Source organism: Erwinia persicina, from assembly GCF_014838825.1.
Lineage (GTDB): Bacteria > Pseudomonadota > Gammaproteobacteria > Enterobacterales > Enterobacteriaceae > Erwinia > Erwinia persicina_A.
Genome location: NZ_JACYMO010000003.1, coordinates 470,962 through 495,948, shown reverse-complemented (window position 1 = coordinate 495,948; position 24,987 = coordinate 470,962). Strand labels below are relative to the sequence as shown.

At 54.3% G+C, this 24,987-nt stretch carries 23 protein-coding genes and 5 tRNA genes; 3 read left to right on the top strand and 25 right to left on the bottom strand.

What is annotated here, in order from left to right; all coding sequences use genetic code 11:
• Window positions 1-21: 21 nt before the first annotated feature.
• The 6 genes from IFU29_RS11425 to ffh form a co-directional block, all read right to left on the bottom strand.
• Complete coding sequence (locus tag IFU29_RS11425) at window positions 22-954, bottom strand: DMT family transporter (protein ID WP_191934024.1); 933 nt, start codon at window positions 952-954, stop codon at window positions 22-24.
• A gap of 215 nt (window positions 955-1,169) precedes the next feature.
• Window positions 1,170-1,520: a 50S ribosomal protein L19 gene (rplS, locus tag IFU29_RS11420; RefSeq protein ID WP_062744160.1), complete on the bottom strand. Its 351-nt coding sequence runs from the start codon at window positions 1,518-1,520 to the stop codon at window positions 1,170-1,172.
• 68 nt (window positions 1,521-1,588) lie between these two features.
• Entirely contained in the window at window positions 1,589-2,341 is a 753-nt protein-coding gene (gene trmD, locus IFU29_RS11415; protein WP_187510490.1) for a tRNA (guanosine(37)-N1)-methyltransferase TrmD, read from the bottom strand.
• Window positions 2,342-2,376: 35 nt separating this feature from the next.
• The gene (gene rimM / locus IFU29_RS11410; protein WP_062744161.1) at window positions 2,377-2,925 is read right to left on the bottom strand and encodes a ribosome maturation factor RimM; all 549 of its coding nucleotides are present in this window, start codon (window positions 2,923-2,925) and stop codon (window positions 2,377-2,379) included.
• An 18-nt stretch (window positions 2,926-2,943) separates the two neighbouring features.
• Window positions 2,944-3,192 carry a 30S ribosomal protein S16 gene (gene rpsP / locus IFU29_RS11405; protein WP_004155935.1) on the bottom strand — a complete coding sequence of 83 codons (249 nt, stop codon included), beginning with the start codon at window positions 3,190-3,192 and terminating at the stop codon, window positions 2,944-2,946.
• Window positions 3,193-3,328: 136 nt separating this feature from the next.
• On the bottom strand, window positions 3,329-4,690 hold the full coding sequence (ffh, locus tag IFU29_RS11400; protein WP_062744162.1) for a signal recognition particle protein: 1,362 nt from the start codon (window positions 4,688-4,690) through the stop codon (window positions 3,329-3,331).
• A 165-nt stretch (window positions 4,691-4,855) separates the two neighbouring features.
• On the opposite strand from ffh, the gene IFU29_RS11395 reads away from it, so the two are divergent.
• Both IFU29_RS11395 and IFU29_RS11390 read left to right on the top strand, forming a co-directional pair.
• Window positions 4,856-5,647 carry a cytochrome C assembly family protein gene (locus IFU29_RS11395; RefSeq protein WP_191934023.1) on the top strand — a complete coding sequence of 264 codons (792 nt, stop codon included), beginning with the start codon at window positions 4,856-4,858 and terminating at the stop codon, window positions 5,645-5,647.
• 22 nt (window positions 5,648-5,669) lie between these two features.
• Window positions 5,670-6,956, top strand: a complete 1,287-nt coding sequence (locus IFU29_RS11390) for an HlyC/CorC family transporter (protein WP_191934022.1) — start codon at window positions 5,670-5,672, stop codon at window positions 6,954-6,956.
• 85 nt (window positions 6,957-7,041) lie between these two features.
• Here the strand turns inward: IFU29_RS11390 and luxS are convergent, their stop codons facing one another.
• The 19 genes from luxS to IFU29_RS11295 all read right to left on the bottom strand — a co-directional run bounded on the left by luxS (window position 7,042) and on the right by IFU29_RS11295 (window position 24,395).
• Complete coding sequence (luxS, locus tag IFU29_RS11385; protein ID WP_062744165.1) at window positions 7,042-7,557, bottom strand: S-ribosylhomocysteine lyase; 516 nt, start codon at window positions 7,555-7,557, stop codon at window positions 7,042-7,044.
• Window positions 7,558-7,720: 163 nt separating this feature from the next.
• On the bottom strand, window positions 7,721-9,322 hold the full coding sequence (gene gshA / locus IFU29_RS11380; RefSeq protein WP_191934021.1) for a glutamate--cysteine ligase: 1,602 nt from the start codon (window positions 9,320-9,322) through the stop codon (window positions 7,721-7,723).
• A gap of 31 nt (window positions 9,323-9,353) precedes the next feature.
• Window positions 9,354-9,755 carry a YqaA family protein gene (locus tag IFU29_RS11375; protein WP_194710716.1) on the bottom strand — a complete coding sequence of 134 codons (402 nt, stop codon included), beginning with the start codon at window positions 9,753-9,755 and terminating at the stop codon, window positions 9,354-9,356.
• A 23-nt stretch (window positions 9,756-9,778) separates the two neighbouring features.
• A complete protein-coding gene (yqaB, locus tag IFU29_RS11370; protein WP_191934019.1) occupies window positions 9,779-10,345 on the bottom strand; it encodes a fructose-1-phosphate/6-phosphogluconate phosphatase in 567 nt (188 codons plus the stop codon).
• A gap of 339 nt (window positions 10,346-10,684) precedes the next feature.
• Window positions 10,685-10,761, bottom strand: a tRNA-Arg gene (locus tag IFU29_RS11365).
• 73 nt (window positions 10,762-10,834) lie between these two features.
• A tRNA-Arg gene (locus IFU29_RS11360) sits at window positions 10,835-10,911 on the bottom strand.
• A 233-nt stretch (window positions 10,912-11,144) separates the two neighbouring features.
• Window positions 11,145-11,221, bottom strand: a tRNA-Arg gene (locus IFU29_RS11355).
• Between the two features lie 113 nt (window positions 11,222-11,334).
• Window positions 11,335-11,411, bottom strand: a tRNA-Arg gene (locus IFU29_RS11350).
• 4 nt (window positions 11,412-11,415) lie between these two features.
• Window positions 11,416-11,508, bottom strand: a tRNA-Ser gene (locus IFU29_RS11345).
• A gap of 357 nt (window positions 11,509-11,865) precedes the next feature.
• Entirely contained in the window at window positions 11,866-12,051 is a 186-nt protein-coding gene (gene csrA, locus IFU29_RS11340; RefSeq protein WP_004155916.1) for a carbon storage regulator CsrA, read from the bottom strand.
• Window positions 12,052-12,299: 248 nt separating this feature from the next.
• Window positions 12,300-14,930 (bottom strand): alanine--tRNA ligase, encoded by a 2,631-nt coding sequence (gene alaS, locus IFU29_RS11335; RefSeq protein WP_191934018.1) that lies wholly within the window; start codon window positions 14,928-14,930, stop codon window positions 12,300-12,302.
• 137 nt (window positions 14,931-15,067) lie between these two features.
• On the bottom strand, window positions 15,068-15,595 hold the full coding sequence (locus IFU29_RS11330) for a regulatory protein RecX (RefSeq protein WP_191934017.1): 528 nt from the start codon (window positions 15,593-15,595) through the stop codon (window positions 15,068-15,070).
• A gap of 218 nt (window positions 15,596-15,813) precedes the next feature.
• Entirely contained in the window at window positions 15,814-16,875 is a 1,062-nt protein-coding gene (gene recA, locus IFU29_RS11325) for a recombinase RecA (protein ID WP_191934016.1), read from the bottom strand.
• A 94-nt stretch (window positions 16,876-16,969) separates the two neighbouring features.
• The gene (gene pncC / locus IFU29_RS11320) at window positions 16,970-17,464 is read right to left on the bottom strand and encodes a nicotinamide-nucleotide amidase (protein ID WP_191934015.1); all 495 of its coding nucleotides are present in this window, start codon (window positions 17,462-17,464) and stop codon (window positions 16,970-16,972) included.
• A 103-nt stretch (window positions 17,465-17,567) separates the two neighbouring features.
• Window positions 17,568-18,341, bottom strand: coding sequence for a trans-aconitate 2-methyltransferase (gene tam / locus IFU29_RS11315; RefSeq protein ID WP_191934014.1), 774 nt, complete (start codon window positions 18,339-18,341; stop codon window positions 17,568-17,570).
• 97 nt (window positions 18,342-18,438) lie between these two features.
• Window positions 18,439-19,518: a lytic murein transglycosylase B gene (gene mltB / locus IFU29_RS11310; RefSeq protein ID WP_191934013.1), complete on the bottom strand. Its 1,080-nt coding sequence runs from the start codon at window positions 19,516-19,518 to the stop codon at window positions 18,439-18,441.
• Window positions 19,519-19,663: 145 nt separating this feature from the next.
• Window positions 19,664-20,098 carry an RcnB family protein gene (locus IFU29_RS11305; RefSeq protein WP_191934012.1) on the bottom strand — a complete coding sequence of 145 codons (435 nt, stop codon included), beginning with the start codon at window positions 20,096-20,098 and terminating at the stop codon, window positions 19,664-19,666.
• Window positions 20,099-20,329: 231 nt separating this feature from the next.
• Window positions 20,330-21,703: a DUF3999 family protein gene (locus tag IFU29_RS11300; RefSeq protein ID WP_191934011.1), complete on the bottom strand. Its 1,374-nt coding sequence runs from the start codon at window positions 21,701-21,703 to the stop codon at window positions 20,330-20,332.
• Window positions 21,693-24,395 (bottom strand): DUF2339 domain-containing protein, encoded by a 2,703-nt coding sequence (locus IFU29_RS11295; RefSeq protein WP_191934010.1) that lies wholly within the window; start codon window positions 24,393-24,395, stop codon window positions 21,693-21,695. Before IFU29_RS11295 ends, IFU29_RS11300 begins: the two co-directional genes overlap by 11 nt.
• Before the next feature lie 137 nt (window positions 24,396-24,532).
• Between IFU29_RS11295 and IFU29_RS22815 the strand changes: the two genes are divergently transcribed.
• Window positions 24,533-24,814, top strand: a complete 282-nt coding sequence (locus IFU29_RS22815; RefSeq protein WP_191934009.1) for a fimbrial biogenesis chaperone — start codon at window positions 24,533-24,535, stop codon at window positions 24,812-24,814.
• Window positions 24,815-24,987 lie beyond the last annotated feature (173 nt).

Below are 24,987 nucleotides of genomic sequence, written 5' to 3'. Positions count from 1 at the left end.
TATCGCTATGGATATACGTCGTTAGCCGCTGACATTCAACGGCGTGATCGCCCGACGTTGACGCCGTTCAAAATACATTGAGATGACGCCGCCGGTAACCACCAGACCTGCGCCTACAATGGTGGCAGACTCCGGGAGCGTATCCCAGAACAGATAACCGATAAACACCGACCACAGCAGCGTACTGTAGTCAAACGGTGCCAGCAGGGAGGCATCTGCGTATTTCAGACTCAGAGTGAGTAAAATCTGGGTGATCCCGCCTAACAGACCACAGCCCAGAAGTAACAGCAGCTGCCTGCCACTGGGTACTGACCAGCCGAACCACAGTGTAAGCAGCGAGGTTAGCGTGGTGGTGATAGCAAACCAGAATGCAATAGCCCCCGGCTTTTCAATACCGTTGAGATAGCGTATCTGGATGGAGGCTGTGGCAATGCAGACTGCCGCCATCAGGGCCAGCACCATGCCCAGCGTCGACAGCCAGCTTACCGTGGTGAAAGCCCCTCCAGAAGAAAAGAACAGCTGGCCGGACAGCATCACCAGAATCCCGGCAAACCCGGCGATCACTGCTACCCAGCGGTGATACTTCACTTTCTCCCGCAGAAAAATCGCCGCCATAATTACCGTAAACAGCGGAGCCGCATAGTTGATCGCCGTGACATCGGTCAGGGAGATATAGATCAGGGCCAGATAGCTAAAATACAGCCCGCCCGTCCCTGCCAGCCCGCGTATAAAATGTCCTTTTACGTTACGCGTCCGGATACCATCCAGAATATTCCCCTGGCACCACAGCCAGATAAACAGCGGGATAAGCGCCACGGAGGAACGAAAGAAGATGACTTCTCCGACTGGAATACCGCCATCAAGTCCTTTGACACAGGCCATCATCAGCGTTGAGGTCAGGGCACCGGCAATTTTCATCGACACGCCGGTGGAAGGGCTGGGCGAAGAACGCATAGCAAAAAGAATTCCTGGCAAGGGAGGGATCACTCAAACATACGCGGATTTTGTTTTAGATCAGCTTAAAAATCAGCGGCAAACGGCTTTTAATTTTTTTTAGCGGCAGGCAGGAGGCAGAAAGTGTCATTCCGTTACGCTGTCGGCAAAAGACGATAAAAAAGGGGCCGACCTGCTGGTCAGCCCCTTTATTGCTATTAACTATCAGATGTCGCTTAAGCGCCCAGACGTTCTTTGATACGTGCAGACTTACCAGTACGCTCACGCAGGTAGTACAGTTTGGCTTTACGCACAGCACCACGACGTTTCACAGTAATCGTGTCGATTACCGGGGAGTGAGTCTGGAATACACGCTCAACGCCTTCGCCGTTAGAAATTTTGCGAACAGTGAATGCAGAGTGCAGACCGCGGTTACGAATAGCGATAACCACGCCCTCGAATGCCTGCAGACGCTTTTTAGCACCTTCAACGACCCATACTTTCACTTCCACGGAATCACCCGGACGGAATGAAGGTACGTCCTGTTTCAACTGTTCTTGTTCGATCTGCTTAATAATGTTGCTCATAATTAAATCTCTTATCCTGGGTAAACTGATAGTTAAGGTGAACTAAGCGCTATGCCCGTTCAACCGTATCATCGTTTTGTTGCCTGGGTGTGTTCCCGTTGGAACTCAGCCAGCAACTTTGCTTGCTCTTCAGTCAGAGCCAGGTTTTCCAGAAGTTCAGGTCTTCTAAGCCAGGTACGGCCCAGCGACTGTTTCAGGCGCCACCGGCGAATATCAGCATGGTTACCCGACAGTAAAACTGGCGGTACTTCCATCCCTTCTAACACTTCAGGGCGGGTGTAGTGGGGGCAATCCAGCAAACCGTCAGAAAACGAATCTTCTTCGGCTGACGCCTGTTTTCCCAGCACCCCCGGAATAAACCGGGATACTGAGTCAATCAGCGTCATCGCTGGCAACTCGCCACCGCTGAGTACGTAATCCCCAATCGACCATTCTTCATCGATTTCGGTTTTGATTACACGCTCATCAATCCCTTCATAGCGACCACAGACCAGAATTAACTTCTGGTGGGTCGCCAGCTCACAAACCCCATCTTGATCGAGTTTGCGCCCCTGAGGTGACAGATAAATCACCCTGGCCCCTTCTCCTGCCGCCGCTTTTGCTGCGTGGATGGCATCCCGTAAGGGTTGTACCATCATTAACATTCCCGGTCCGCCGCCGTAAGGACGTTCATCCACGGTACGGTGCCGGTCATGAGCGAAGTCACGAGGACTCCAACTCTGAATGTTGAGCAGGCCATTTTTTACTGCCCGACCAGTTACTCCGTATTCGGTAATTGCGCGAAACATTTCAGGAAACAGGCTGATTACGCCAATCCACATACTTTGCGCCGGAGTATTACCGTTTTGTTCGGAGCTCAAAAACCAGGATCCCAATCTACTTTAATGGTACGAGTAGTGAGATCGACATTCTTGATAACCTGTTCATCGAGGAACGGAATTAGCCGCTCCTGCGCACCAAATGCATCCTTCAGGTTTGCCTTCACGACGAGAACGTCGTTCGAACCGGTTTCCATCATATCGATGACTTTACCCAGTTCGTACCCTTCAGTGGTTACCACCTGGCAGCCCATAAGGTCTTTCCAGTAGTAGTCACCGCTATCCAGTTCCGGCAGTTGCTCTGAGCCTACGACAATTTCGCAATTCGTCAGCAGACCCGCAGCATCACGATCGTCAATGCCTTTGACTTTGATGATCATGTCCTGATTGTGGCGCTTCCAGCCTTCCAGCTCGACAAGCTGCCATTGACCCGCCCGCTGGATAAACCACGGCTGATAGTCAAAAATGCTTTCGGCGTCTTCGGTGGAGGAAAACACTTTGAGCCAACCACGAATACCGTAAGCCGAGCCCATCTTCCCCAGAATTAACGGGTTAGCGGGAGGCTGCGAGGTGAGTTGCTTGCTCATGTTGACCACCGTGACAGATTAAGCTGCTTTCTTAGCTTGTTTGATCAGCGCGTTAACGCGATCAGACAGAGTAGCGCCCTGGCCAACCCAGTGCTCAATGCGGTCCAGATCCAGACGCAGTGGTTCAGCCTGACCTGAAGCGATCGGGTTGAAGAAACCAACGCGCTCGATGAAGCGACCGTTGCGAGCATTACGGCTGTCGGTTACGACTACCTGATAAAACGGACGCTTTTTAGCGCCGTGACGTGCCAAACGAATTGTTACCATAACATCCTCTTTAGTTAATAAAACAGCCGGGCCCCATTGAGGGAACGGGGCCCGGATGCAATATAAAAAGCCCGAAAATTTTACTCATTTTGGCGCAAAAAGCAATCTAATTCGCCTGAGTGATTTTCCGGCTGGCTTAACGGCCAGGGAAGCCCGGCGGCATCATACCTTTCATGCCGCGCATCATCTTCGCCATACCGCCCTTCTTCATCTTCTTCATCATGCGCTGCATGTCGTCGAACTGCTTCAATAAGCGGTTAACGTCCTGCACCTGCATACCTGAACCTGTGGCAATGCGGCGCTTACGGGAGCCTTTGATAATCTCAGGTTTTTCACGCTCTTTACGCGTCATTGAGTTGATCATCGCTTCCATTCGCACCAGCACTTTGTCATCCATCTGCGATTTAACGTTATCCGGCAGTTGCCCCATGCCCGGCAGTTTGCCCATCAGGCTGGCCATACCACCCATGTTACGCATCTGCTTCAGCTGGTCGAGGAAGTCGTTCAGGTCGAAGCCATCCCCCTTCTTCAGCTTGCTGGCCAGCTTTTCTGCCTGAGCACGGTCTACCTTGCTTTCGATATCTTCGATCAGCGACAGCATGTCGCCCATGCCGAGGATACGCGAGGCAATACGGTCCGGATAGAACGGTTCGAGGGCTTCGGTCTTTTCACCGACACCCATAAATTTAATCGGCTTACCGGTAATATGGCGAATCGACAGTGCCGCACCACCACGGGCATCACCATCGACCTTGGTCAGGACCACACCCGTCAGCGGCAGCGCTTCGTTAAACGCTTTGGCCGTATTAGCGGCATCCTGCCCCGTCATGGCATCGACGACAAACAGCGTTTCTACCGGATTAATCGCGGCGTGGATCTGTTTGATCTCGTCCATCATCGCTTCATCAACGTGCAGTCGGCCGGCGGTATCCACCAGCAGTACGTCGTAGAATTTCAGCTTCGCCTGTTGCAGCGCGCTCTTAACGATATCGACCGGTTTCTGGCTGAGATCTGATGGACAAAAATCAACACCGACCTGTTCGGCCAGGGTTTCCAGCTGTTTAATCGCCGCCGGGCGATAAACGTCGGCGGACACCACCAGCACTTTTTTCTTGTGCTTTTCACGCAGGAATTTCCCCAGTTTACCGACGCTGGTAGTTTTACCCGCACCCTGCAAACCGGCCATCAGCACCACGGCTGGCGGCTGAGCGGCCAGGTTCAGAGTGTTGTTCTCTTCCCCCATGGCGGCAACCAGCTCGTTTTTCACGATCTTGACGAACTCCTGACCCGGGGTCAGGCTTTTGTTCACTTCATGACCGACAGCGCGCTCTTTAACGCGCCCGATGAAGTCACGAACGACCGGCAGCGCAACGTCTGCTTCCAGCAACGCCATGCGAACTTCGCGCAGCGTGTCTTTAATATTGTCTTCTGTCAGACGCCCGCGGCCGCTGATATTGCGCAGGCTCTGCGACAGTCTGTCGGTTAAATTATCAAACATCGTCTCTCGCTCAACGTAATGAGAGGCCGCCTCAGCGACACAATGGCGCGGATTATAACATAGAGATGGCGGGATCTCAGCCATATGCGATGAGATCGTTTGGAGCCAGCAGCCGCTGGCGCTATACTGACTTTTTTCTTATCTGGTCTGTACCTGACGAAATCTATGTCTGTCATTGCGATTCTGGCGCTACTTGCCTACTCATTCAGCCTTGCACTTATCGTTCCCAGTCTGCTGCGGAAAAACAGCACCTGGCGTCGGCTGGCGGTTCTGTCAGCTGTGGTGGCCCTGGTGTGCCATGCGGTAGCGCTGGAGCAGCGTATTTTCGGGCCGGACGGCGGGCAGAATCTGAGCCTGCTGAATATTGGTTCGCTGGTGAGCCTGCTGATTTGCGCCATTATGACCATTGTCGCCTCGCGTAACCGTGGCTGGATCCTGCTGCCTGTGGTTTACAGCTTTGCGCTGATCAATCTGGCATTTGCGACGTTCGTGCCCAACGCCTTTATCACTCACCTGGAAACCACGCCGGGTATGATGGTGCATATCGGCCTTGCACTCTTTGCCTATGCCACGCTGATTATTGCCGCGCTGTACGCCTTACAGCTGGCGTGGATTGACTGGCTGCTGAAGAATAAGAAGCTGGCGTTCAACACGGACATCCCTCCGTTGATGACCATTGAACGTAAAATGTTCCATATCACGCAGATAGGCGTTGTCCTGCTGACGCTGGTGCTCTGTACCGGCCTGTTCTACATGCAGGACCTGTTCAGTCGGGAAAATATCGACAAAGCCGTACTCTCTATTCTGGCGTGGTTCCTCTATATCGTACTGCTATGGGGCCACTACCATGAAGGCTGGCGCGGTCGCCGCGTGGTGTGGTTTAACTGCGGCGGCGCTTTCTTACTGACCATGGCCTATTTCGGTAGCCGCATGTTGCAGCATTTTCTTACCTCCTGATTGATCACCACAAGGATTTCCCTTGGAACACGTTTCAACCACGACCCTCATCGTTACGCTGGTCATTATGATTTTAGTATCAGCGTACTTCTCCGGTTCTGAAACCGGCATGATGACCCTCAACCGCTATAAACTGCGCCACCAGGCTAAAAATGGCGACCGTGCCGCCCGTCGTGTCGAAAAATTACTGCGCCGTCCTGACCGCCTGATTAGCCTGGTGCTGATTGGTAACAATCTGGTCAACATCCTGGCTTCCGCGCTGGGGACCATTGTCGGAATGCGGTTGTATGGCGATGCCGGCGTGGCGATTGCTACCGGTATTCTGACCTTCCTCGTGCTGGTTTTCGCTGAGGTATTGCCGAAAACCATTGCCGCGCTCTACCCGGAGAAAGTGGCCTTCCCCAGTAGCTTACTGCTGGGCCCGCTGCAGGTGGTAATGATGCCGCTGGTGTGGCTGCTAAACACCATTACCCGCATGCTGATGCGTATGGTGGGGATCAGAAGCGATGGCGCAGCCAGTGCCGCGTTGAGCAAAGAGGAGCTGCGCACGATTGTGTACGAGTCACGATCGCTGATGTCACGCCGTAATCAGGATATGCTGCTGTCCGTGCTCGATCTGGAAAAAGTCAACGTTGATGACATCATGGTGCCGCGTAATGAAATTGTCGGCATCAACATCAACGACGACTGGAAGTCCATCGTGCGCCAGCTCACTCACTCCCCGCACGGCCGCATTGTGCTTTACCGCGACTCTCTCGACAATGCCATGAGCATGCTGCGGGTGCGCGAAGCCTATCGCCTGATGACCGAGAAAAAAGAGTTCACCAAAGAGGTGATGCTACGTGCGGCAGATGAGATTTACTTTGTGCCTGAAGGGACACCGCTTAACGTGCAGCTGGTTAAGTTCCAGCGCAATAAGGAAAAAGTGGGTCTGGTGATCGACGAGTACGGTGACATTAAGGGGCTGGTGACCATTGAAGATATTCTGGAAGAAATTGTCGGTGATTTCACGACTTCAATGTCCCCTTCGCTGGCTGAAGAGGTGATGCCGCAGAATGACGGTTCGGTATTAATTGAAGGCAGCGCTAACGTGCGTGAGCTGAACAAAGCCTTTAACTGGACGCTGCCGGAAGAAGAAGCCCGCACCATTAACGGCATGATTCTGGAAGCCTTACAGGATATCCCGTTGGCCAACACTACGGTGCAAATCGATCACTACGCCGTCGATATTCTCGACGTGCAGGACAACATGATCAAGCAGGTTCGCATCACCCCGCAGACGTCGCTGAAGGAATCAGTGGGGTCGTAAGCGTAATGGGTTCAGTGGGTTAAAAAAAAGGCCGGCCCTGCATACCGCAGGGGCCGGCCTTTTTTCAATCGACCAGACACACCAACTAGATGTGCAGCTCTTTCAGCTTCTCTTTCGGCAGCGCCAGCTCATCGTTACGGTTAACGCGAATGTCGTTGTCGATGATGTTGCGCGCGATATCCTGCGCTTCATCCAGTGAATGCATCTCGCAGGTCCCGCACTGATAAATATTCAGCTCAGGGATATCACTCTGGTTTTTTACCTTCAGCACGTCAGCCATCGCGGCCTTCCATGCTTTTGCCACGCGCTGCTCGTCCGGCGTCCCAATCAGGCTCATATAAAAACCAGTACGGCAGCCCATTGGCGAAATATCAATGATTTCTACGCCGTCGCCGTTCAGGTGATCGCGCATAAAGCCTGCAAACAGGTGCTCCAGAGTATGGATACCACGTTCGGTCAGGATCTCGATATTCGGGCGGCAAAAACGCAGATCGAATACGGTGATGGTATCACCCGCAGGGGTCTTCATGGTTTTGGCTACGCGCACGGCGGGAGCGGCCATGATGGTGTGATCGACGGTAAAGCTATCCAGCAATGGCATACTTGTTACCTCAACTAATGAATTTATTTTTGAACCGATGAAACTTTTTCAAACTATGTACGTCTGAATATATGAAAGACGCGCATTTGTTATCATCATCTCATCCCTGACAACAGAGATGTAATTTGGGCCACAGTAATGTGGCCTTTTTCTTTTGTGCCGCTTAACGCTTACCTTGCAAAAAGGTTTCCAGGTCAAGCGTATCACTTTCTTCAATGTCCTGCTGACTCACCTTAGATCGCTGCGCTTCATCGCTAAACTGCTGTTCTGTCAGCACTTCATAAGACTCTTCGCTTAACTGAGCACGATACTGTTCTGCCAGCGCCAGACCGGCACCACCGATGCCGTTCTCTTTCAGCGTCTGCAGGAATCGTGCAGAGAAGGTCAGGTCGGGATCGTCAAATGACGCCACCAGACGGTCGCACACGTCCTGATAGTGATGTTCGTTGCTCTGGCTGTCGAGCGTTTCCGCCACGCGGCGCAGATCGCTGAACAACGCCTTACCCACATCTACCAGCAGATGCTGAGACTCTTCACAGCCCATGCCGATGGTCTGGCCAGGTTTACGTCCTTCAAGGATCACCCGGTTCCAGTTCTTACGCGTACAGGCCAACTCTGCGCTGTTCATCTCAGGAGCATCAGCCAGCGTACACCAGATCAGGAACAGGTCGAGGAAGCGCACCTGATTGGCATCGACACCTATCGGGGAAAACGGGTTAATGTCGAGTGAGCGAACTTCGATATATTCAATGCCCCCGCGCTGTAATGCATCAGAAGGCGCTTCCCCGGAGCGGGTGACGCGCTTGGGCCGGATAGGCGCATACAGCTCGTTTTCAATCTGCAGCACGTTAGTATTCAGCTGTAACCAGTTACCCTGCTCATCTTTGACGCCCATGGCCGCAAACTCTTCTGAAGGCGTTTTGATCGCCGCTTTCAGACCAGTGATGTAGTCAGGAAGGTTATTGAAGGTAATACCGAGGTTACTCTGGGATTTGTTGGTATACCCCAGGTCGCTGAGACGTAACGAGGTGGCATAAGGCAATGACAGCATTCCCTTATCGCTTCGTTCAAACGGCAGCGCACTCTCTTTGCCCTGCAGGAAGGAGGAACAGATGGCCGGAGACGCCCCGAAGAGATACGGAATTACCCAGCCAAAACGGTAGTAGTTGCGGATCAGGCGCAGATAGCCATCTGAGATGGCCTCTTTACCGCTCTCAGCATCGGCTACCCCTGCCCACGCCTGCCAGAAAGAGAGCGGAAGCGAGAAGTTGTAGTGTACGCCCGAGATAATCTGCATCAGTGCGCCATAGCGGTTTTTCAGCCCCTGGCGATACAGCGTCTTCATCTGGCCGATATTGGAACGGCCATATTGTGCCAGTTCGATATCCTGGTGGGGATCGATCATGCACGGCATGCTCATCGGCCACATACGCTCCTCACCCAGTTCACGGGCAACGTGGCGGTGGATATCGCGTAAAAATGCCAGCAGATGATCAATATCCTGATCGACCGGTGTGATAAATTCCAGCAGTGCTTCTGCAAAGTCAGTGGTGATCCACTTATGGGTTAAAGCGGAACCAAGAGAAGCCGGGTGTCCGGTGGTGGCAAGGTGCCCATCCGGCATGACGCGCAGCGTTTCGCGCTCAATACCGCGACCAATACCTTTAAGTGCGTCAGGATGAGCTTCCAGCCAGGAAAGCGCCTGTGATACGTCCGGGATCAAATTGACCTCCCGCTCAGAGAAAAATTTATTATTGTTCAGCATAATGTTAATCGCAGCGCCGCCTTAAAGCGAATCAATGCCACCATTCCATGCCCTGTAGTGTTGCGGCTGCCAGCAGCACATAACGCAAGGTTTTACCGATGGCGAGAAAAATCACCGTCGGCAGCCAGGCGAAACGTAGCCAGCCAGCAAGAACGCACAGCAGGTCACCCATCACGGGTAACCAGCTAAAAAGCAGCGCAGCAGGCCCGAATCGGTGCAGCCACGCCGTTGCTGTGTTGTGCCATCGCCCCTGACTTTTTACGGGAAGCAGGCGACCAATCACGATGTTGGTCAGACCGCCCAGCGTATTCCCCAGCGCGGCAACAAGGACCACCATACTGACAGAGACCTTCCCTGCCAGTAGTAACCCCACCAGTAAGGCTTCTGAACTGCCCGGCAGTAGCGTGGCACTCAGAAAACTGCTGGCAAACATTGAACCGTAAGCGAACCATTCACTCACAGCTGTCGGACATCCACGGCATCCATGCCGGCCGCGCAGGCCGCCTGAAGACCAAAGTCAGCATCTTCGAACACCACACAGCGTGCAGGCGGTACGCCGATTAACTCAGCGCAGCGCAGGAATGTATCAGGTTCTGGCTTATGACGTTTAACATCATCTGCTGCGACAATCGCATCAAAATGATTGAGCAGGCCAAGATGCTGTAACAGGCCGATGGCCACTGAATGCTCACTGCCGGTGCCCACGGCCATCGGGCGACGCCCTTTGTACGCTCTGACCACCTCAACCAGCGGGAGCGGCTGTACGCTATCAAACAACATCGTTTTGAGCAGCGCCGTTTTTTCTTCCGCCAGCCGGTAAGGATCGAGATCGCTTTGATGGCGGGTAAGGATCACCCGTGCAATGTGCCATGCAGGTGAACCATTCAACCCCACCATGGCGGCTTCATCGAAGGTCATACCATATTTTCCCAGCACCTGATGCCAGGCTTTACGGTGTGTTGGCTCGGTATCGAGGAGGGTGCCATCCATATCGAAGATCAAACCGTCGTAAGCATCGTACATTCGCGCATCCATTCTGATCACGGAACGATTACTTTAGCGTAAAGCACCCGTGTTGTCGCTGCTGGTATGGATCAGCAAATGCCTTGAAATATAGAGGGATTTTGATTATCAGATAAATGCGTGAGATAAAGCGCAGGAAAATTTGCTTTAAAATGATGATCCTGAAGAAGGATGTGCAGTAAACAAGCGAAGAGAATAAGTCGATGAGGGGGAAGTCAGGAGGATGATTCGGCTTCGCCTTCCCCGGAAGAGCCGTCGCGAACGCGCTTATTCTTCCTTGTGCTGGCGGTAAGAGCTCTACACGGTGCCCACTCAAAGAGACGTCCATTTTTCAGAATATGGTGCATCCAGGAGGATTCGAACCTCCGACCGCTCGGTTCGTAGCCGAGTACTCTATCCAGCTGAGCTATGGATGCAGGGGTAAGGCATGTTGATTTTACAGACTTCAGAAGCAGGCTACTACAGAGTAGCCTGCCACTTTTCAGAATATGGTGCATCCAGGAGGATTCGAACCTCCGACCGCTCGGTTCGTAGCCGAGTACTCTATCCAGCTGAGCTATGGATGCAAGGGTAAAGCGACGCAGTTTTCTGCGGGGTAACACTATCGGGGGAGATAAAGCGACAAACCTGAGGAGATACTGAAGAAAATCACGACCACTCATTAAGAAATGATGTCACCCGGAAGAACATTCGGCTATGACCTAAGCCTCATGTGTCGTCGTGAACGACGTTACCTTCCTTTGTGTTGGCGAAAAACTTTACAACATGCCAGCCCACAGGGTTTCACTCTTAAATAAAATGGTGCATCCAGGAGGATTCGAACCTCCGACCGCTCGGTTCGTAGCCGAGTACTCTATCCAGCTGAGCTATGGATGCATTGCTACTTCTTGTATAACGCAGTGTGCTGACTACTCACCGTGATGCAGGGCTGCTAACGCTGCACCAGTACTTCCCAATATTAAAGCCGCACTAAGCCGCTTTAAAAAATGTGGTGCATCCAGGAGGATTCGAACCTCCGACCGCTCGGTTCGTAGCCGAGTACTCTATCCAGCTGAGCTATGGATGCAAAATGGCGGTGAGGCGGGGATTCGAACCCCGGATGCAGCTTTTGACCGCATACTCCCTTAGCAGGGGAGCGCCTTCAGCCTCTCGGCCACCTCACCACTAGCACTCTTTCGAGTTGTGCTTCAGAACGTTGTATCTGCTCATCGGCACTGCGTGGCGCACATATTACTTTCTGGGCGTTGTAAGTCAAACAATTTCTCCCCCTTTTTTCATCACTCGTGTCTGATTGCACAAAAGCCACGCAAGTCGGCCATTTTGACGACAAAAAGAGTGATTTATCAACAAAGAAAGTGGGCCCAGACAGAATGAGTACACACGAATAAAAAGGAGGGAGGAGAAAAAAAAGGTCATAAAATGACGTGGATAAGAACGCAGGAAAGAATGAGAGCGACAAAAGAGAGGGGAATAGCGAAAAACCGGTAGCGCCTCGCTACTGGAGCGAGGCGCTGGATCCGTTAGTAACTTGTTTGCTGAGTCTTTTCGGCCTGAATACGCTGATAGATCTCTTCGCGATGCACCGACACTTCTTTAGGGGCGTTCACACCAATACGTACCTGGTTACCTTTAACACCCAGCACAGTTACAGTCACCTCATCACCGATCATGAGGGTTTCACCAACTCGACGAGTTAGAATAAGCATTCTTTGCTCCTTGAAAGATTAAAAGAGTCGGGTTAAGTGCTTCCCGGCATTATCCATCGTATAACGCTAAATGTAGCCTATGACAAATACACCCTTTGTGCACCTGCATACCAATACATTCTGCTGATACTTAGTTTAGCCGAAAACCAGATCATCAACCTGACTTTATGATTACAGGGGTGTATCACTTGAAAAGACGCCCGAACCCGTAGCCCTGAGCGTCTTCCCGGCAATACCTTTTTATAGTGTTACAGTTTTGCAGCCACCCATGCCTCAACGCCAGCCAGAGCAGCAGGCAGCGCCTGTGCGTCTGTACCGCCAGCCTGAGCCATATCCGGTCGACCGCCACCCTTACCACCGACCTGCTGGGCCAGCTCGCCCACCAGCTCGCCCGCTTTAACACGGTCGGTCAGGTCTTTAGTCACCCCGGCAATCAGGGATACTTTGCCATCAGCGACTGTCGCCAGCACGATAACCGCAGAACCAAGCTGGTTTTTCAGGTCATCGACCATCGTACGCAGCATCTTCGGCTCAACGTTGCTCAGTTCGCTGACCAGCAGCCTGGTGCCTTTCAGCGCAATGGCTTTACTACTCAGTGATGCACTCTCTTGCGCAGCCTGCTGATCTTTCAGCTGCTGCAATTCTTTTTCCAGCCCGCGCGCATGTTCAATCAGCGCACGCACTTTTTCATTCAGGTTACTGTTGTTGGCCTTCACCAGGTGAGCAATATCCAGTAACTGCTCATTCTGACTGTAAACCTGCGCCAGTGCCCCCTCCCCCGTCACCGCTTCAATACGGCGCACGCCTGCAGCAGTGCCAGACTCTGAGGTGATGCGGAACAGGCCGATATCGCCCGTACGGGAGGCGTGAACACCACCGCACAGTTCGGTTGAGAAGTCACCCATGCCAACAACGCGCACGTGGTCATCGTACTTCTCACCAAACAGCGCCATCGCCCCGTGTGCTTTCGCGGCTTCCAGCTCCATGATATTGGTCTCAACCGGCAGATTGCGACGGATCTGTGCGTTAACGATCTCTTCGACCTGGCGGATCTCCTGCGGCTTCATCGCTTCAAAATGCGAGAAGTCGAAACGCAGATATTTATCGTTAACCAGAGAGCCCTTCTGCGCAACGTGATCGCCCAGCACCTGCCGCAGCGCGGCGTGCAGGAGATGCGTCGCGGAGTGATTGAGGCGAATGCGAGCACGACGGGCTTCGTTAACCTGTGCCGCCAGACGATCGCCCACCCGCAGCTGGCCGGACGCCAGAGTACCGATGTGACCAATGGCCTGAGCATACTTCTGTGTGTCGTTCACGGTGAAGGTGGCACCCTTCTCGCTCTTCAGCTCGCCGGTGTCGCCCACCTGGCCACCGGACTCACCGTAGAACGGTGTCTCATCGAGAACGATGACCCCTTCCTGACCGGCGCTGATCTCCTCCGCCGCCTGGCCATCAACGAAAATAGCGGTCACGGCTGCATTCAGCGCCAGTTCTTCATAACCTTTGAAAGCAGAGGCCTGGTCAATGCGGATCACATTGTTGTAGTCCGTACCGAAACCGCTGGCATTACGCGCACGCTGACGCTGCTGCTCCATTGCCTGCTCAAAGCCCGCTTCATCAATTTTCAGATTACGTTCACGGCAGACATCCGCCGTCAGATCAGCCGGGAATCCGAAGGTGTCGTACAGGCGGAAGACGGTTTCACCATCCAGGGTATCGCCCTGCAGGTTCTCCAGCTCTTCATCCAGCAGCGCCAGACCGCGCTCCAGCGTTTTCGCAAACTGCTCTTCTTCACTCTTCAGGATCTGCTCAACCTGTGCCTGCTGACGCTGCAGGTCTTCACCCGCAGCGCCCATGACGGCAATCAGCGGAGCAACCAGCTTGTAGAAGAATGTGCCTTCTGCACCCAGCATGTTGCCGTGACGTACCGCACGGCGAATGATGCGACGCAGCACATAACCGCGGTTTTCATTCGAGGGGATCACACCATCTGCAATCAGGAAAGCACAGGAACGGATATGGTCGGCAATCACACGCAGGGATTTATTGCCCAGGTCAGTTGCGCCTGTCACCTCGGCGACCGATTTGATCAGTCGGGCAAACAGGTCGATTTCATAGTTGGAGTTCACATGCTGCAGAACGGCACTGATACGCTCCAGTCCCATCCCGGTATCCACGGACGGCTTCGGCAGCGGCAGCATGGTACCGTCTGACTGACGGTTGAACTGCATAAAGACGATGTTCCAGATCTCAATATAGCGATCGCCATCTTCTTCCGGGCTACCCGGAGGGCCACCCCAGATATGGTCGCCGTGGTCGAAGAAGATCTCGGAGCACGGGCCACACGGGCCGGTATCGCCCATCTGCCAAAAGTTATCAGAGGCGTACGCGCCCCCCTTGTTGTCACCGATACGGATAATGCGTTCGCGCGGTACGCCGATCTCGTTTTCCCAGATGCCGTACGCTTCATCATCGGTCTCGTATACCGTGACCCACAGTTTCTCTTTTGGCAGCCCGAACCACGCCGGGCTGGTTAGTAATTCCCAGGCAAAGGCGATGGCTTCTTTTTTGAAGTAATCACCAAAGCTGAAGTTGCCCAGCATTTCGAAGAAGGTGTGATGGCGGGCGGTGTAGCCGACGTTTTCAAGGTCGTTGTGCTTACCACCGGCGCGCACGCAGCGCTGCGACGTGGTGGCGCGCGAGTAGTTGCGCTTGTCCTGCCCAAGGAAAACGTCTTTAAACTGGTTCATCCCGGCGTTGGTGAATAACAGCGTCGGATCGTTGTTAGGGACGAGGGAGCTACTGGCTACAACCTGATGTCCCTTGCTCTGGAAAAAGTCGAGAAACGCTTGACGAATCTCCGCAGTGCTCTTGCTCATATTTGTCCTGGAATCACGCTAACGTACGTTTCGTGGGTCATGTTACGCCGGATCGGCTTCTGCCTGCGGCGACACACGAACAAAAAGTGGTGAATAAGATAAATTTTCTTCAGAGGGAAGTAAAATCCCATCGACGGTCAATCATCAAAATTCTCGAAAATGGCGCGAATATCTTCCATAAAGAAACCTTTCGCCATCAGAAATCGCTGCACTTTGGCTTTTTCCTTCCATTCTGTGGGCAGGGGCAGTCCAAACTTACGTTCTGCCCGCGCAAATGCTTCCTTTTGCCAGTCGATTTCAGCAGTAAACAGGGCATCATCAATCAGCGTTTTATCAATGCCCTTCTGCCCCAGCTCCATACGAATCCGCTGTGGCCCATAGCCTTTACGACTGCGCCCGGCCACATAGCGCTCTGCAAAGCGCGTATCGTCCAGCCAGTTGTGCTGATAGCACCACTCAACAATGCGATCGATCTCTTCAGGAGCCAGCGGCTCAGGTGGCGCTTCGGCTTTAGCCGGCTGCTGTTTCGCGAACTGGGCGGCGCGATCGCTGGAGATTTGCAGCTTTCGGCGAAACTCGGCCTCACTGTGATCGCGCATGGCGAGAATACGCATTGCCCGCTCCAGCAGTTTTGCATGCCGGGTTCGTTCAGTGGATTCTGACATATTGCCTCATACCGCGTTCAGTCTAAGTAACAGACAGTCAGGTTAACGTTTGATGGCAGTGCTTGCGAGGAAAAAGCGTAGAAAGGAGAGGATAACGAGCAGGTTCAGCCGTTTAATACAGAATGTTCTGGAATATCATTAAAAAAAAGGGAATCGCTGTGGTTAGCGATTCCCTTTTTATGGCGCGGACAAAACGCTGTCCGCCCGGTGAGTAACGATTAGATATCTTCGTTAACTTCGCTGTCAGCTTCATGCGGAGCAGGAACAAAATCAGGCTTATCGTCCTGGCTGTTCAACAGCATTTCACGCAGTTTAGCTTCGATTTCGTTGGCGATAGCCGGGTTCTCTTTCAGGAAGTTACCTGAGTTGGCTTTACCCTGACCAATCTTGTCACCGTTATAGCTGTACCAGGCACCGGCTTTTTCGATCAGCTTGTGCTTCACGCCCAGGTCGACCAGCTCACCGTAAACGTTGATGCCTTCGCCGTACATGATCTGGAACTCAGCCTGTTTAAACGGTGCTGCGATTTTGTTTTTCACCACTTTAACGCGGGTTTCGCTACCCACCACTTCATCGCCCTCTTTGATTGCGCCGATGCGGCGAATATCCAGACGGACAGAAGCGTAGAATTTCAGGGCGTTACCCCCGGTAGTGGTTTCCGGGTTACCGAACATCACGCCAATTTTCATTCGGATCTGGTTGATAAAGATCAGCAGCGTACCGGAGTTCTTCAGGTTACCGGCCAGCTTACGCATCGCCTGGCTCATCATACGTGCTGCAAGGCCCATATGAGAGTCGCCGATTTCACCTTCGATTTCCGCTTTTGGCGTCAGGGCGGCTACGGAGTCAACGATGATGACGTCAACGGCACCAGAACGGGCCAGCGCATCACAGATTTCCAGCGCCTGCTCACCGGTATCCGGCTGAGAACACAGCAGGTTATCGATATCCACGCCCAGTTTTTTAGCGTAGACCGGGTCCAGTGCATGCTCGGCATCGATAAATGCACAGGTTTTCCCTTTACGCTGTGCAGAAGCGATAACCTGCAGCGTCAGGGTGGTTTTACCGGAAGACTCCGGGCCATAGATTTCAACGATACGGCCCATTGGTAAACCACCGGCACCCAGCGCGATATCCAGTGATAAAGAACCGGTTGAGATGGTTTCCACATCCATGGTGCGGTCTTCACCCAGGCGCATGATGGAGCCTTTACCAAACTGCTTTTCAATCTGGCCCAGCGCTGCTGCCAGTGCTTTTTGCTTGTTTTCGTCGATAGCCATTTTTACTCCTAATCATGCGGGTAAAGCACACATAGATGCTGCTTCGTCTCTAAAATATGCGCTGATTATACTGTATGCTCATACAGTATCAAGTTTAATTTTTGAGAAAGTGATCGTACAGGGTTTGCAGCGCCCAAGCCGTAGCCTGGCGGCGAACGGCCTCGCGGTCACCGCTGAAGCGCTGCACCAGTGTCAGTACTTCACCACTTTCCGAGGCAAATCCAAACCAGACGGTGCCGACGGGTTTCCCCTCGCTGCCGCCATCCGGCCCGGCAATACCGCTGACCGAGATCGCATACTGCGCACCCGCTTCACGCAGCGCGCCCTGCGCCATCTCCCGGACCACCTCTTCACTCACCGCACCAAAGCGGGCCAGTGAGGTATCCGACACACCGATCATCTGCTGCTTGGCATCATTGCTGTAGGTCACAAAGCCGCGCTGAAACCAGGCCGAACTGCCGGCAACATCCGTCAGCACTTTTGCAATCCAGCCACCAGTACAGGACTCGGCGGTGCTCACACAGGCCTGATGCGCCCGCAGACGTTCGCCCACGCGGATGCTCAACTGCAGTAATTCGTTATCGGTCATATGGCTCTCCCCTTACCGATGTTCCAGAGCAAGAGAGTAGCACTTTTCACCGATTCAGACGGCGTCAAAACCCGTTTTTGCGGCCTGTCCTGGCGATTTTCCGTCAGACTTTCTCTGCCACCATAAATAAACGCGGGAAGGCCAGCAGCAGGTTGCCATCCTGACGTCGCGGATACGCCAGGGTGATCTCTGCCAGATACTCTGTCAGCCATAAGGCCTGTTCAGCCTCATCCAATGCGGCGAGGTAGGGGCGTAACCCGGTCGCCCGCAGCCAGTCAACAATGGCCTGCGGCGACGGCATGACATGATAGTAAGTGGTCCGCCAGATATCGACCCGGCAGCCAGCAGCCGTCAGCAGATCATAGTACTGTTCCGTTGACAGCAGAGACACACGCGACGACGTCTTCGGGTCGATTTTAGCATTCCACTCAGGACGCTGAGCCACGCTGCGCATCAGACGATGGCTCGGTTCCTCAAGGTTATCCGGCATCTGAACAGCCAGAACGCCACCGGCGGCAAGCTGAGATGCCAGACCGGGGAGCAGGGTCGGATGATCGTTCAGCCATTGCAGGGAAGCATTCGCGAAGATCACATCCTGAAGGGGAGTCGCCTGCCAGTAACGAATATCCGCCTCGTGAAACCCACAGTCCGGCAGACGCTCACGTGCCTGGTCGAGCATCGCCCGCGAACTGTCCAGCCCGGTAATCTGCGCTTCAGGCCAGCGCCGGCGAAGCAATTCGGTACTGTTGCCCGGGCCACAGCCAAGGTCGGTAACGTAAGAAGGGAAAGGACGTGTAATGCGGTGGAGAAGTTCCTGCGCCGGGCGCGTGCGTTCGGCTTCGAACTGACGGTAAAGATTGGGGTTCCAGTCTTTCATTATTCCTCGCTCAGATAAGCAGTGGCAGCCCGATCTCCTGGAAATCTGGCTGCCCCGGCGATAAATAACACGATAGCTGCAACATTCCAGACGCGATTTAGCGCGCCTGCTTCACGGCCAGCCCCAGCTGCCACACGGCCATCGCATAGTGATTGCTGTGGTTATAGCGGGTGATGGCATAGAAATTGGGCAGCCCGTACCAGTACTTATAGCTCTTACCCATGTCAAACTTCAGCAGGCTGACCTGCTGGTTGTGATCCAAGGGGATAACCGGTGACAGTCCGGCTGCGGCCAGCTGGCCTGCGGTGTAGCGCGTTTTAAAACCGCTCTCCAGTCCCGGAGCCTGGCCAGTGGCCTCAACCGCAACGGTTCCGTTGGTCAGCCAGCCGTGTGCCTGGAAGTAGTGCGCCACGCTGCCAATCGCATCCACCGGATCCCACAGGTTAATGTGCCCGTCACCGTTGAAGTCCACCGCGTACTGTTTAAACGCCGACGGCATAAACTGCCCATACCCCATCGCCCCGGCGAAAGAACCGCGCAGATCGAGCGGATCGTCATCTTCTTCACGGGCCATCAGCAGGAAGGTTTCCAGCTCACCGCTGAAGTACTCAGCGCGACGCGGATAGTTAAATGACAGCGTCGCCAGCGCATCAAGAATGCGTGTTTTACCCATTACCCGGCCCCAGCGGGTTTCCACGCCGATAATACCGACAATGATTTCCGGCGGCACACCATAGGTTTTTTCCGCACGCTGAAGGGCATCCTGATACTGATTCCAGAATGCCACGCCATTCTGCACGTTATCCGGGGTAATAAACTTACTGCGATAACGGATCCATGCGCCGTTCGGACCGGTCGGGCCTTGAGCGGTAGTCGACGGGGCCTGGCGATCCATCAGGCGGACAATCCAGTCAAGATTCTTCGCCTGCGCCAGCACGTTGTGCAGCTGTTCACGTTCAAAACCGTGCTTACGCACCATTTTATCGATAAAGGCATTAGCCGCCTGGTTATTGGCGAAATCGCCCCCCAGCACGGTGCCGCTGTGCGCCGGTTCCAGCAGGAACCCGCCGTTGCCTTTAAACGGATTGCCATGCGGTTCAGCCGGGGCCGACTTCGGCTGACTGCTACAGGCGGTGAGTAATGCGAGGACAGGGAGGAACGAAGCCAGATAACGCATCAGATATCCATATAACCGTTTAAATTTCTCAGAAACCGATGGTAAAGCATTGATGGGGAGGAGTTAAGCGGATTTACGCAAAAGGCGTGAAGGAAAGCGGTGAAAACCCCCTCAGGCTGAAGCAAGAGGAGGCTGGGCCAGTCAATCAGCGTTTGTAGTAGATTTCACCCTGCTTCGCCTGCAGAATTTTTCCATCCGCATTGGTGATCAGCACGTAGTTACCGCCCATATAGGTCCAGTGACTATCGGCTTCCGGGGCAGGCAGATGGCGCACCTTCCACTGAACAATTTCATACTTTTTGCTGCGGTAGAGATCGGGCACCACGTCACCGATGGCAAAACGCGTAAAGTCAGCAAAGAAGTATTGCAGATCGTAAGGATCGGCAGGATTAGCCTGCGGGGCAGCAGCCTGGGGATCCTGCGCCAGTGAGTTCTGACTTTCCGGGGTCTGAACGGCGGGTGTCTGCACTTCAGGGGTCGCTGCTGCGCTCTGCTCACCTTCCGCCCAGGCGGCAGGGGCACAGGATAACGCCGCAGCCGAGAAGAGCGCTGAACAGAATACCACTTTCAACTTACGCATATATTCTCCAAAAATTAGGCTATCTGGCAGCGATCCGCTGCAAAATCAACGTACATCAAAACGATAATAATCAACAATAAGCCGGTTCCATTCTCGCCCGGTAAGTCTTAGAGAGCCTGAGAGTAAGATGGTTCCGGCACAGTTACCTGAGATAATAAGATGATGTGGCTAAGAGATTGAAGGAATTATTGTTAATAAACATAACCTGCGCTCCCTTCTCCCCTGTTCCGGTTATTTTGGCTGCCGTTGTACCTCTCGCCAGACCTTCAGTGCCAGCAGCACCAGCCCGCCCGCACCGATAATCAACAGCGCCCAGAGCAGCCCTTTCTGCCAGAGTGCGCTTTTCTCCGTTTCAGCGGTAGCGGTTAAACGTTCCCGACCCCCCAGCGTCTGTATGCCCTCCTGACCGGCATCAGGCAGGCTCATCCATGGATGGGTCTCCTGCGGTATCAGCTGATCCAGACTGATCACCTGTGAGCCGGCATTCTTATTGCCCCAGACCAGCATATAGGGTGCGCTGCCCTGTGCATTGAAAACCAGCTTACGCACTTCACGCTCCGCGCTTACCAGCGGTGGCGTTCCACTCCACTGTTGGTGAACCCCTTTTACGCGAATGGCCTGGATTAACGCGCCCTGAAGAATAAGCGGCGCGGAAGCGTTTTCACCCAGGCTGTAAACCACCTGGTCAGCCAACGGCAGCCAGTCACCCTCCGCGGTGCTGCGATAGTCTATGTGCACCGGTAACACCGCATTTGACTGGGCAGGCGTGATCTTCAGTCGGATCAGTGGCTGGGGAGTCGACCAGCTGTATTCCGCTTCGCTTGCTGAGACGGCCTTAACTGAGGGCGTCAGGCTGATAAAGTGCTGAACCGGGTTTGCCGCCGCCTCAATCCCCGAAATGGCGCTGAGGTTAAGATTCTCCGGCTGGGCATCGTCTTTAAATACCAGCATCAGGTAGCGCGCACGCAGGCCCCGATCTTCATTGAAATCGAGCGTATCCAGCAGCAGCCTGCTGTCCCCGGAGGTCAGATCCATTAGCGGGGCGTCATCCGTCACGGCCTCCCAGTCTTTCAAATCGCTGCTGTAGAATACACTGACCCGCGCCTGCCAGTTCTGCGGTAAACGTTCCCAGGTCAGTTTCAATCCACTCAACCTGGGGGAAAAACCCTCTCCCTCCTGCGGTACTTCCAGCAGCAGGCTGCGCCCCAGCGGCTTTTCACCCTCAACAGGCAGCGTGACCTCAATGCCGCTGGCCGATTTCAGCGTCACCTGTGCGTTCTCACTTGCCTGACGCGGCTGGCTGTTCATGGGAAAAACGCGCAATGGCCAGGTCTTCGTTTTGCTTTCACTTATCTCCGTGGAATAGAGGGCAAAAGGTACCGTCATTCCCTGACTGTTAAACACCCGCAGGTCGCGCATATCAGGCCAGGCCGTTTGCTGATAGACCTCTTCAGGCAGCTTCACCCGGTAAAAGGGTTCAGCCCCCGGGGTCATCAACGGCAGGCCGTAAGCATAATCCTTTGGCACCTCGTTCGCGTTCGCTGCTGCGCCGGCCATCAGGTACAGCGTAACCAGCAATAAGGCCTGGCTTATTTTATTTTTCATCGTTTCCCTCAGTGGCGGTGACCGCCTCTTTTTGATGTCCGTTTTTCGGCGGCAAAGGCGAGAAATACCCGGCAATCAGTACCAGAACCGCCACACCGATAAAGCCCACCGCACGCGCCAGCCCTCCACCATGTGCGCTGTCCACCAGCATCAGTTTAATAATGACCACCACAAGCAGGGCGGCGCCTCCAAACCAGGCCTGGCGGTAGCGGTAGCGGGTTGACCACAACATCGTCAGCAGTGCGGTCAGCATCCACAGCAGCGTAAAGGTCGTCTGCACCAGCCGCGACGACCAGAGTGCATCGGCCTGCCAGGCGATCCCGGCGTAGTAAGACAGAATGCGCATCACCAGACCGTTGCCCCACCAGAACAGCAGCGCAATCGCGCCAAGACGCAGGGCAAGATCGAGACCAGGAAGAGCCGCCATAAACTGCGCACGCAGCTGCCAGCCCCAGAATAACAGGGCAAACATCAGCATCAGCGCGCCCTCTTCCAGGGGATTGATCAGCGGCAGATAGCACCAGTCGATCATCACACCGTCGTGCAGATTCCCCTGTAGCAGCACGATCAGCGCACAGGGCGCCAGCGGCAACAGCCCGAGCGACGAATATAACCGCGGGAAAGCCGCGAACGGCCACCGGCCACGGCGCAGCGCCCACAGCGTCAGCAGGATAATGGCAGCAATAAACACCATCAGCGCAGACATACGCCATTCGTCCATGCCCCATGGCAGCGTATCCGTCACGCGCCAGACCTCCGCCCAGGTGGACAACAGCATCCAGAACAGAGATAAATGCAGCCCCTTCTCCAGGTATGGCGGTCTGACTCTGCCCTGTTCCCGTTTCAGCAGTGCATACGCTACGGCCAGCACCGGCAGCCAGACCAGATTCATCCAGCCCGCTGCCAGCAGAGCGTTATCGATCAGCTGCTGATACAGCAGGGCAAGCAGCATAGCGATCCACAACAGCCACGGCAGGTATCCGAGATCCATCCAGGCAAGACGGCGGCTGGCCAGGTGCCACACCAGCGCGGAAAGGGTTATCAGTGCCAACAGCACAAACAGGAGATCCGTGTCATAAAGTGGGCTGGCGGATACCGCACCACAGAGTGCGACCAGCCAGAATATTGTCCCCCCGCCCAGCAGCGTGCGTGACACCACCAGGTTAACGCTGCGCCACAGCCACGCCGCCCCCAGCCATGTCAGGGCCAGTACGGCAAAAATCAGGCTGAATGAGAGCGAGGTCATACCGTTATAGCTGGCCAGCAGCGCAGAACCCAGCGCCAGCAGCAGCAGTCCGGTACCGCTGTAGCTGACCCGCGACTGCCGCTGAGTATGACCCAGCCACAGAATACCCAGTCCTTCCAGCGCCCACGCCATTGACGTCCACTGCGCGGAGAGCGCCAGCGGGATGGCCAGGGTGGTAAACACGGCCCCCAGCGCCAGTCCGGCCACCGCCAGCGGGCGTCCCAGTGACGGGTAGCGGCGCAGCCCGACCCACGCCAGCAGCAAATATGCCAGGCCAAAGCCCAGCGCAGAAAACGCCGGTCCAAATGCCCAGTGCTGCGTGATGTGATACTGCATGCCAAAACCGATCAGCGGTGGACCGAAGAGCAGCACACCATCGATGACCTTTTCCCCCTTCACCTGACCGCGCAGCGAGAGTCCCAGCGACAGCACGCCGAAAATGACAATATTGGCGATGAGAAACAGCTGGCAGCTCAGATAATATTCTGGCTGATAGTCACGGAGCCCCCACAGTCCCGCCACACCAAAGGAGAAGGCAAAGCCCAGCAGGTTGAGCGGACGCCACGGCTGCCAGACGGTGATGGCCAGAATACCGAGCGACAGCAGCAGATAATAAGAAAAGAGCGCGATGTGACTTCCACCCCCGGTCGACAGCAGGAGGGGGGAGAGATAGCCGCCAATACTGGCCAGCATTGCCAGGCTCAGGGCTCGCTGCAGCACGGCAAGGCCGACGCTGGCAGCACAGATCACCAGCATCAGGGCAAAGGCCAGCAGATGCGGCAACAAAGCATAAAGCCGGAAAGCGCCAAACACAGTGATATAGAGTGCGCCAACTGCCCCACCCTGCAGAATTAACGCATAAAGCGACTGTTTGATTCTCAGCCGCCAGCCCAGCCCCAGCATCGCCAGGCTGGCCAGGGCCGCCCCGGCCAGGCGCAGCTCAACCGGCAGCATATCCCGCTCGACCGTGTATTTCAGCAGATACGCCAGACCGAAGAACATCAGCAGCACGCCAAGCTTCGCCAGCGGGTTACCCTTCATAAACCAGGCCAGCAGGCCTGACAGCAGACCGGTAAACATATCAGGCAGCGGCTTAACCCGTGGCGGGGGCGCAGGGGGCGCAGAGGCTGCCGGTGGAGAGGAAGGCACTTTTGCCGTCGCCGGAGCAGTCCGCGCGCTGAGGCTGACGGCTGGCGCTGCGGTTAAGGCCTCCGGAGCGCGGACCCTGTCCGCCGGTTCACTGGCCGCATTATCAGTACCTGCGGAGCGCGTTTCGCCCCGCTGCCATTTCGCCAGCTGTTGCTGCAGCGTGATCACGGTCTTTTTAAGCTGCGCCAGATCGCGTTCATTACGTTTACTACGCGACAGCGCAATAAAGAGCATGACTGGCATCACCACCAGCACCAGTATGGCTATCAGCCCGGCCGCTATCAGAAGATCATCCATGCCAACGTCCCGTAGGTAAAAGAAGGGTTACATATTGACATGAAATCTCATAAACCACTGCAAAATTCAACGGGGACAGCCCTGACTGTCAGGCTGCTATCTTCTGCATTTACCTGTCATCCGCCTTTTCTTCCGCCATGACGACCTCAGTACAGAGAATCTGTTTTTACTTTAACTTTCTACAAATCCCCCCGGGAAACCCTGATAAAGGAAATCAGATGATACTTTTATCAAAAAAACGTCTTAAAGATTTTTATCGCCCAGCAAACCTTAAGGGAAGAAATAAAAATCTGTTGGATGACTTAACATTTAGCAGAATATCCACCAGCCATATAAGAATAATTAACCACTCACCTTATGATATATCCCTGGGCCGCTTAGAGGTAAAAACGCCGTCTCAAAAGAGAAGATGCCAATGATTGCGCCTTTTACCTATACCGACGTTCCTCTGAGATCACCAGCATCAGGAGGAAGTAAAGGAATCATAATCGATCTGATCAAGGATTATGGGCCGATAGAAACGCATGAACATCCAGTTCAGTAATAATAAAATTGACTTTCACATCGCACTAATGTCGTAGGCAATCATGCA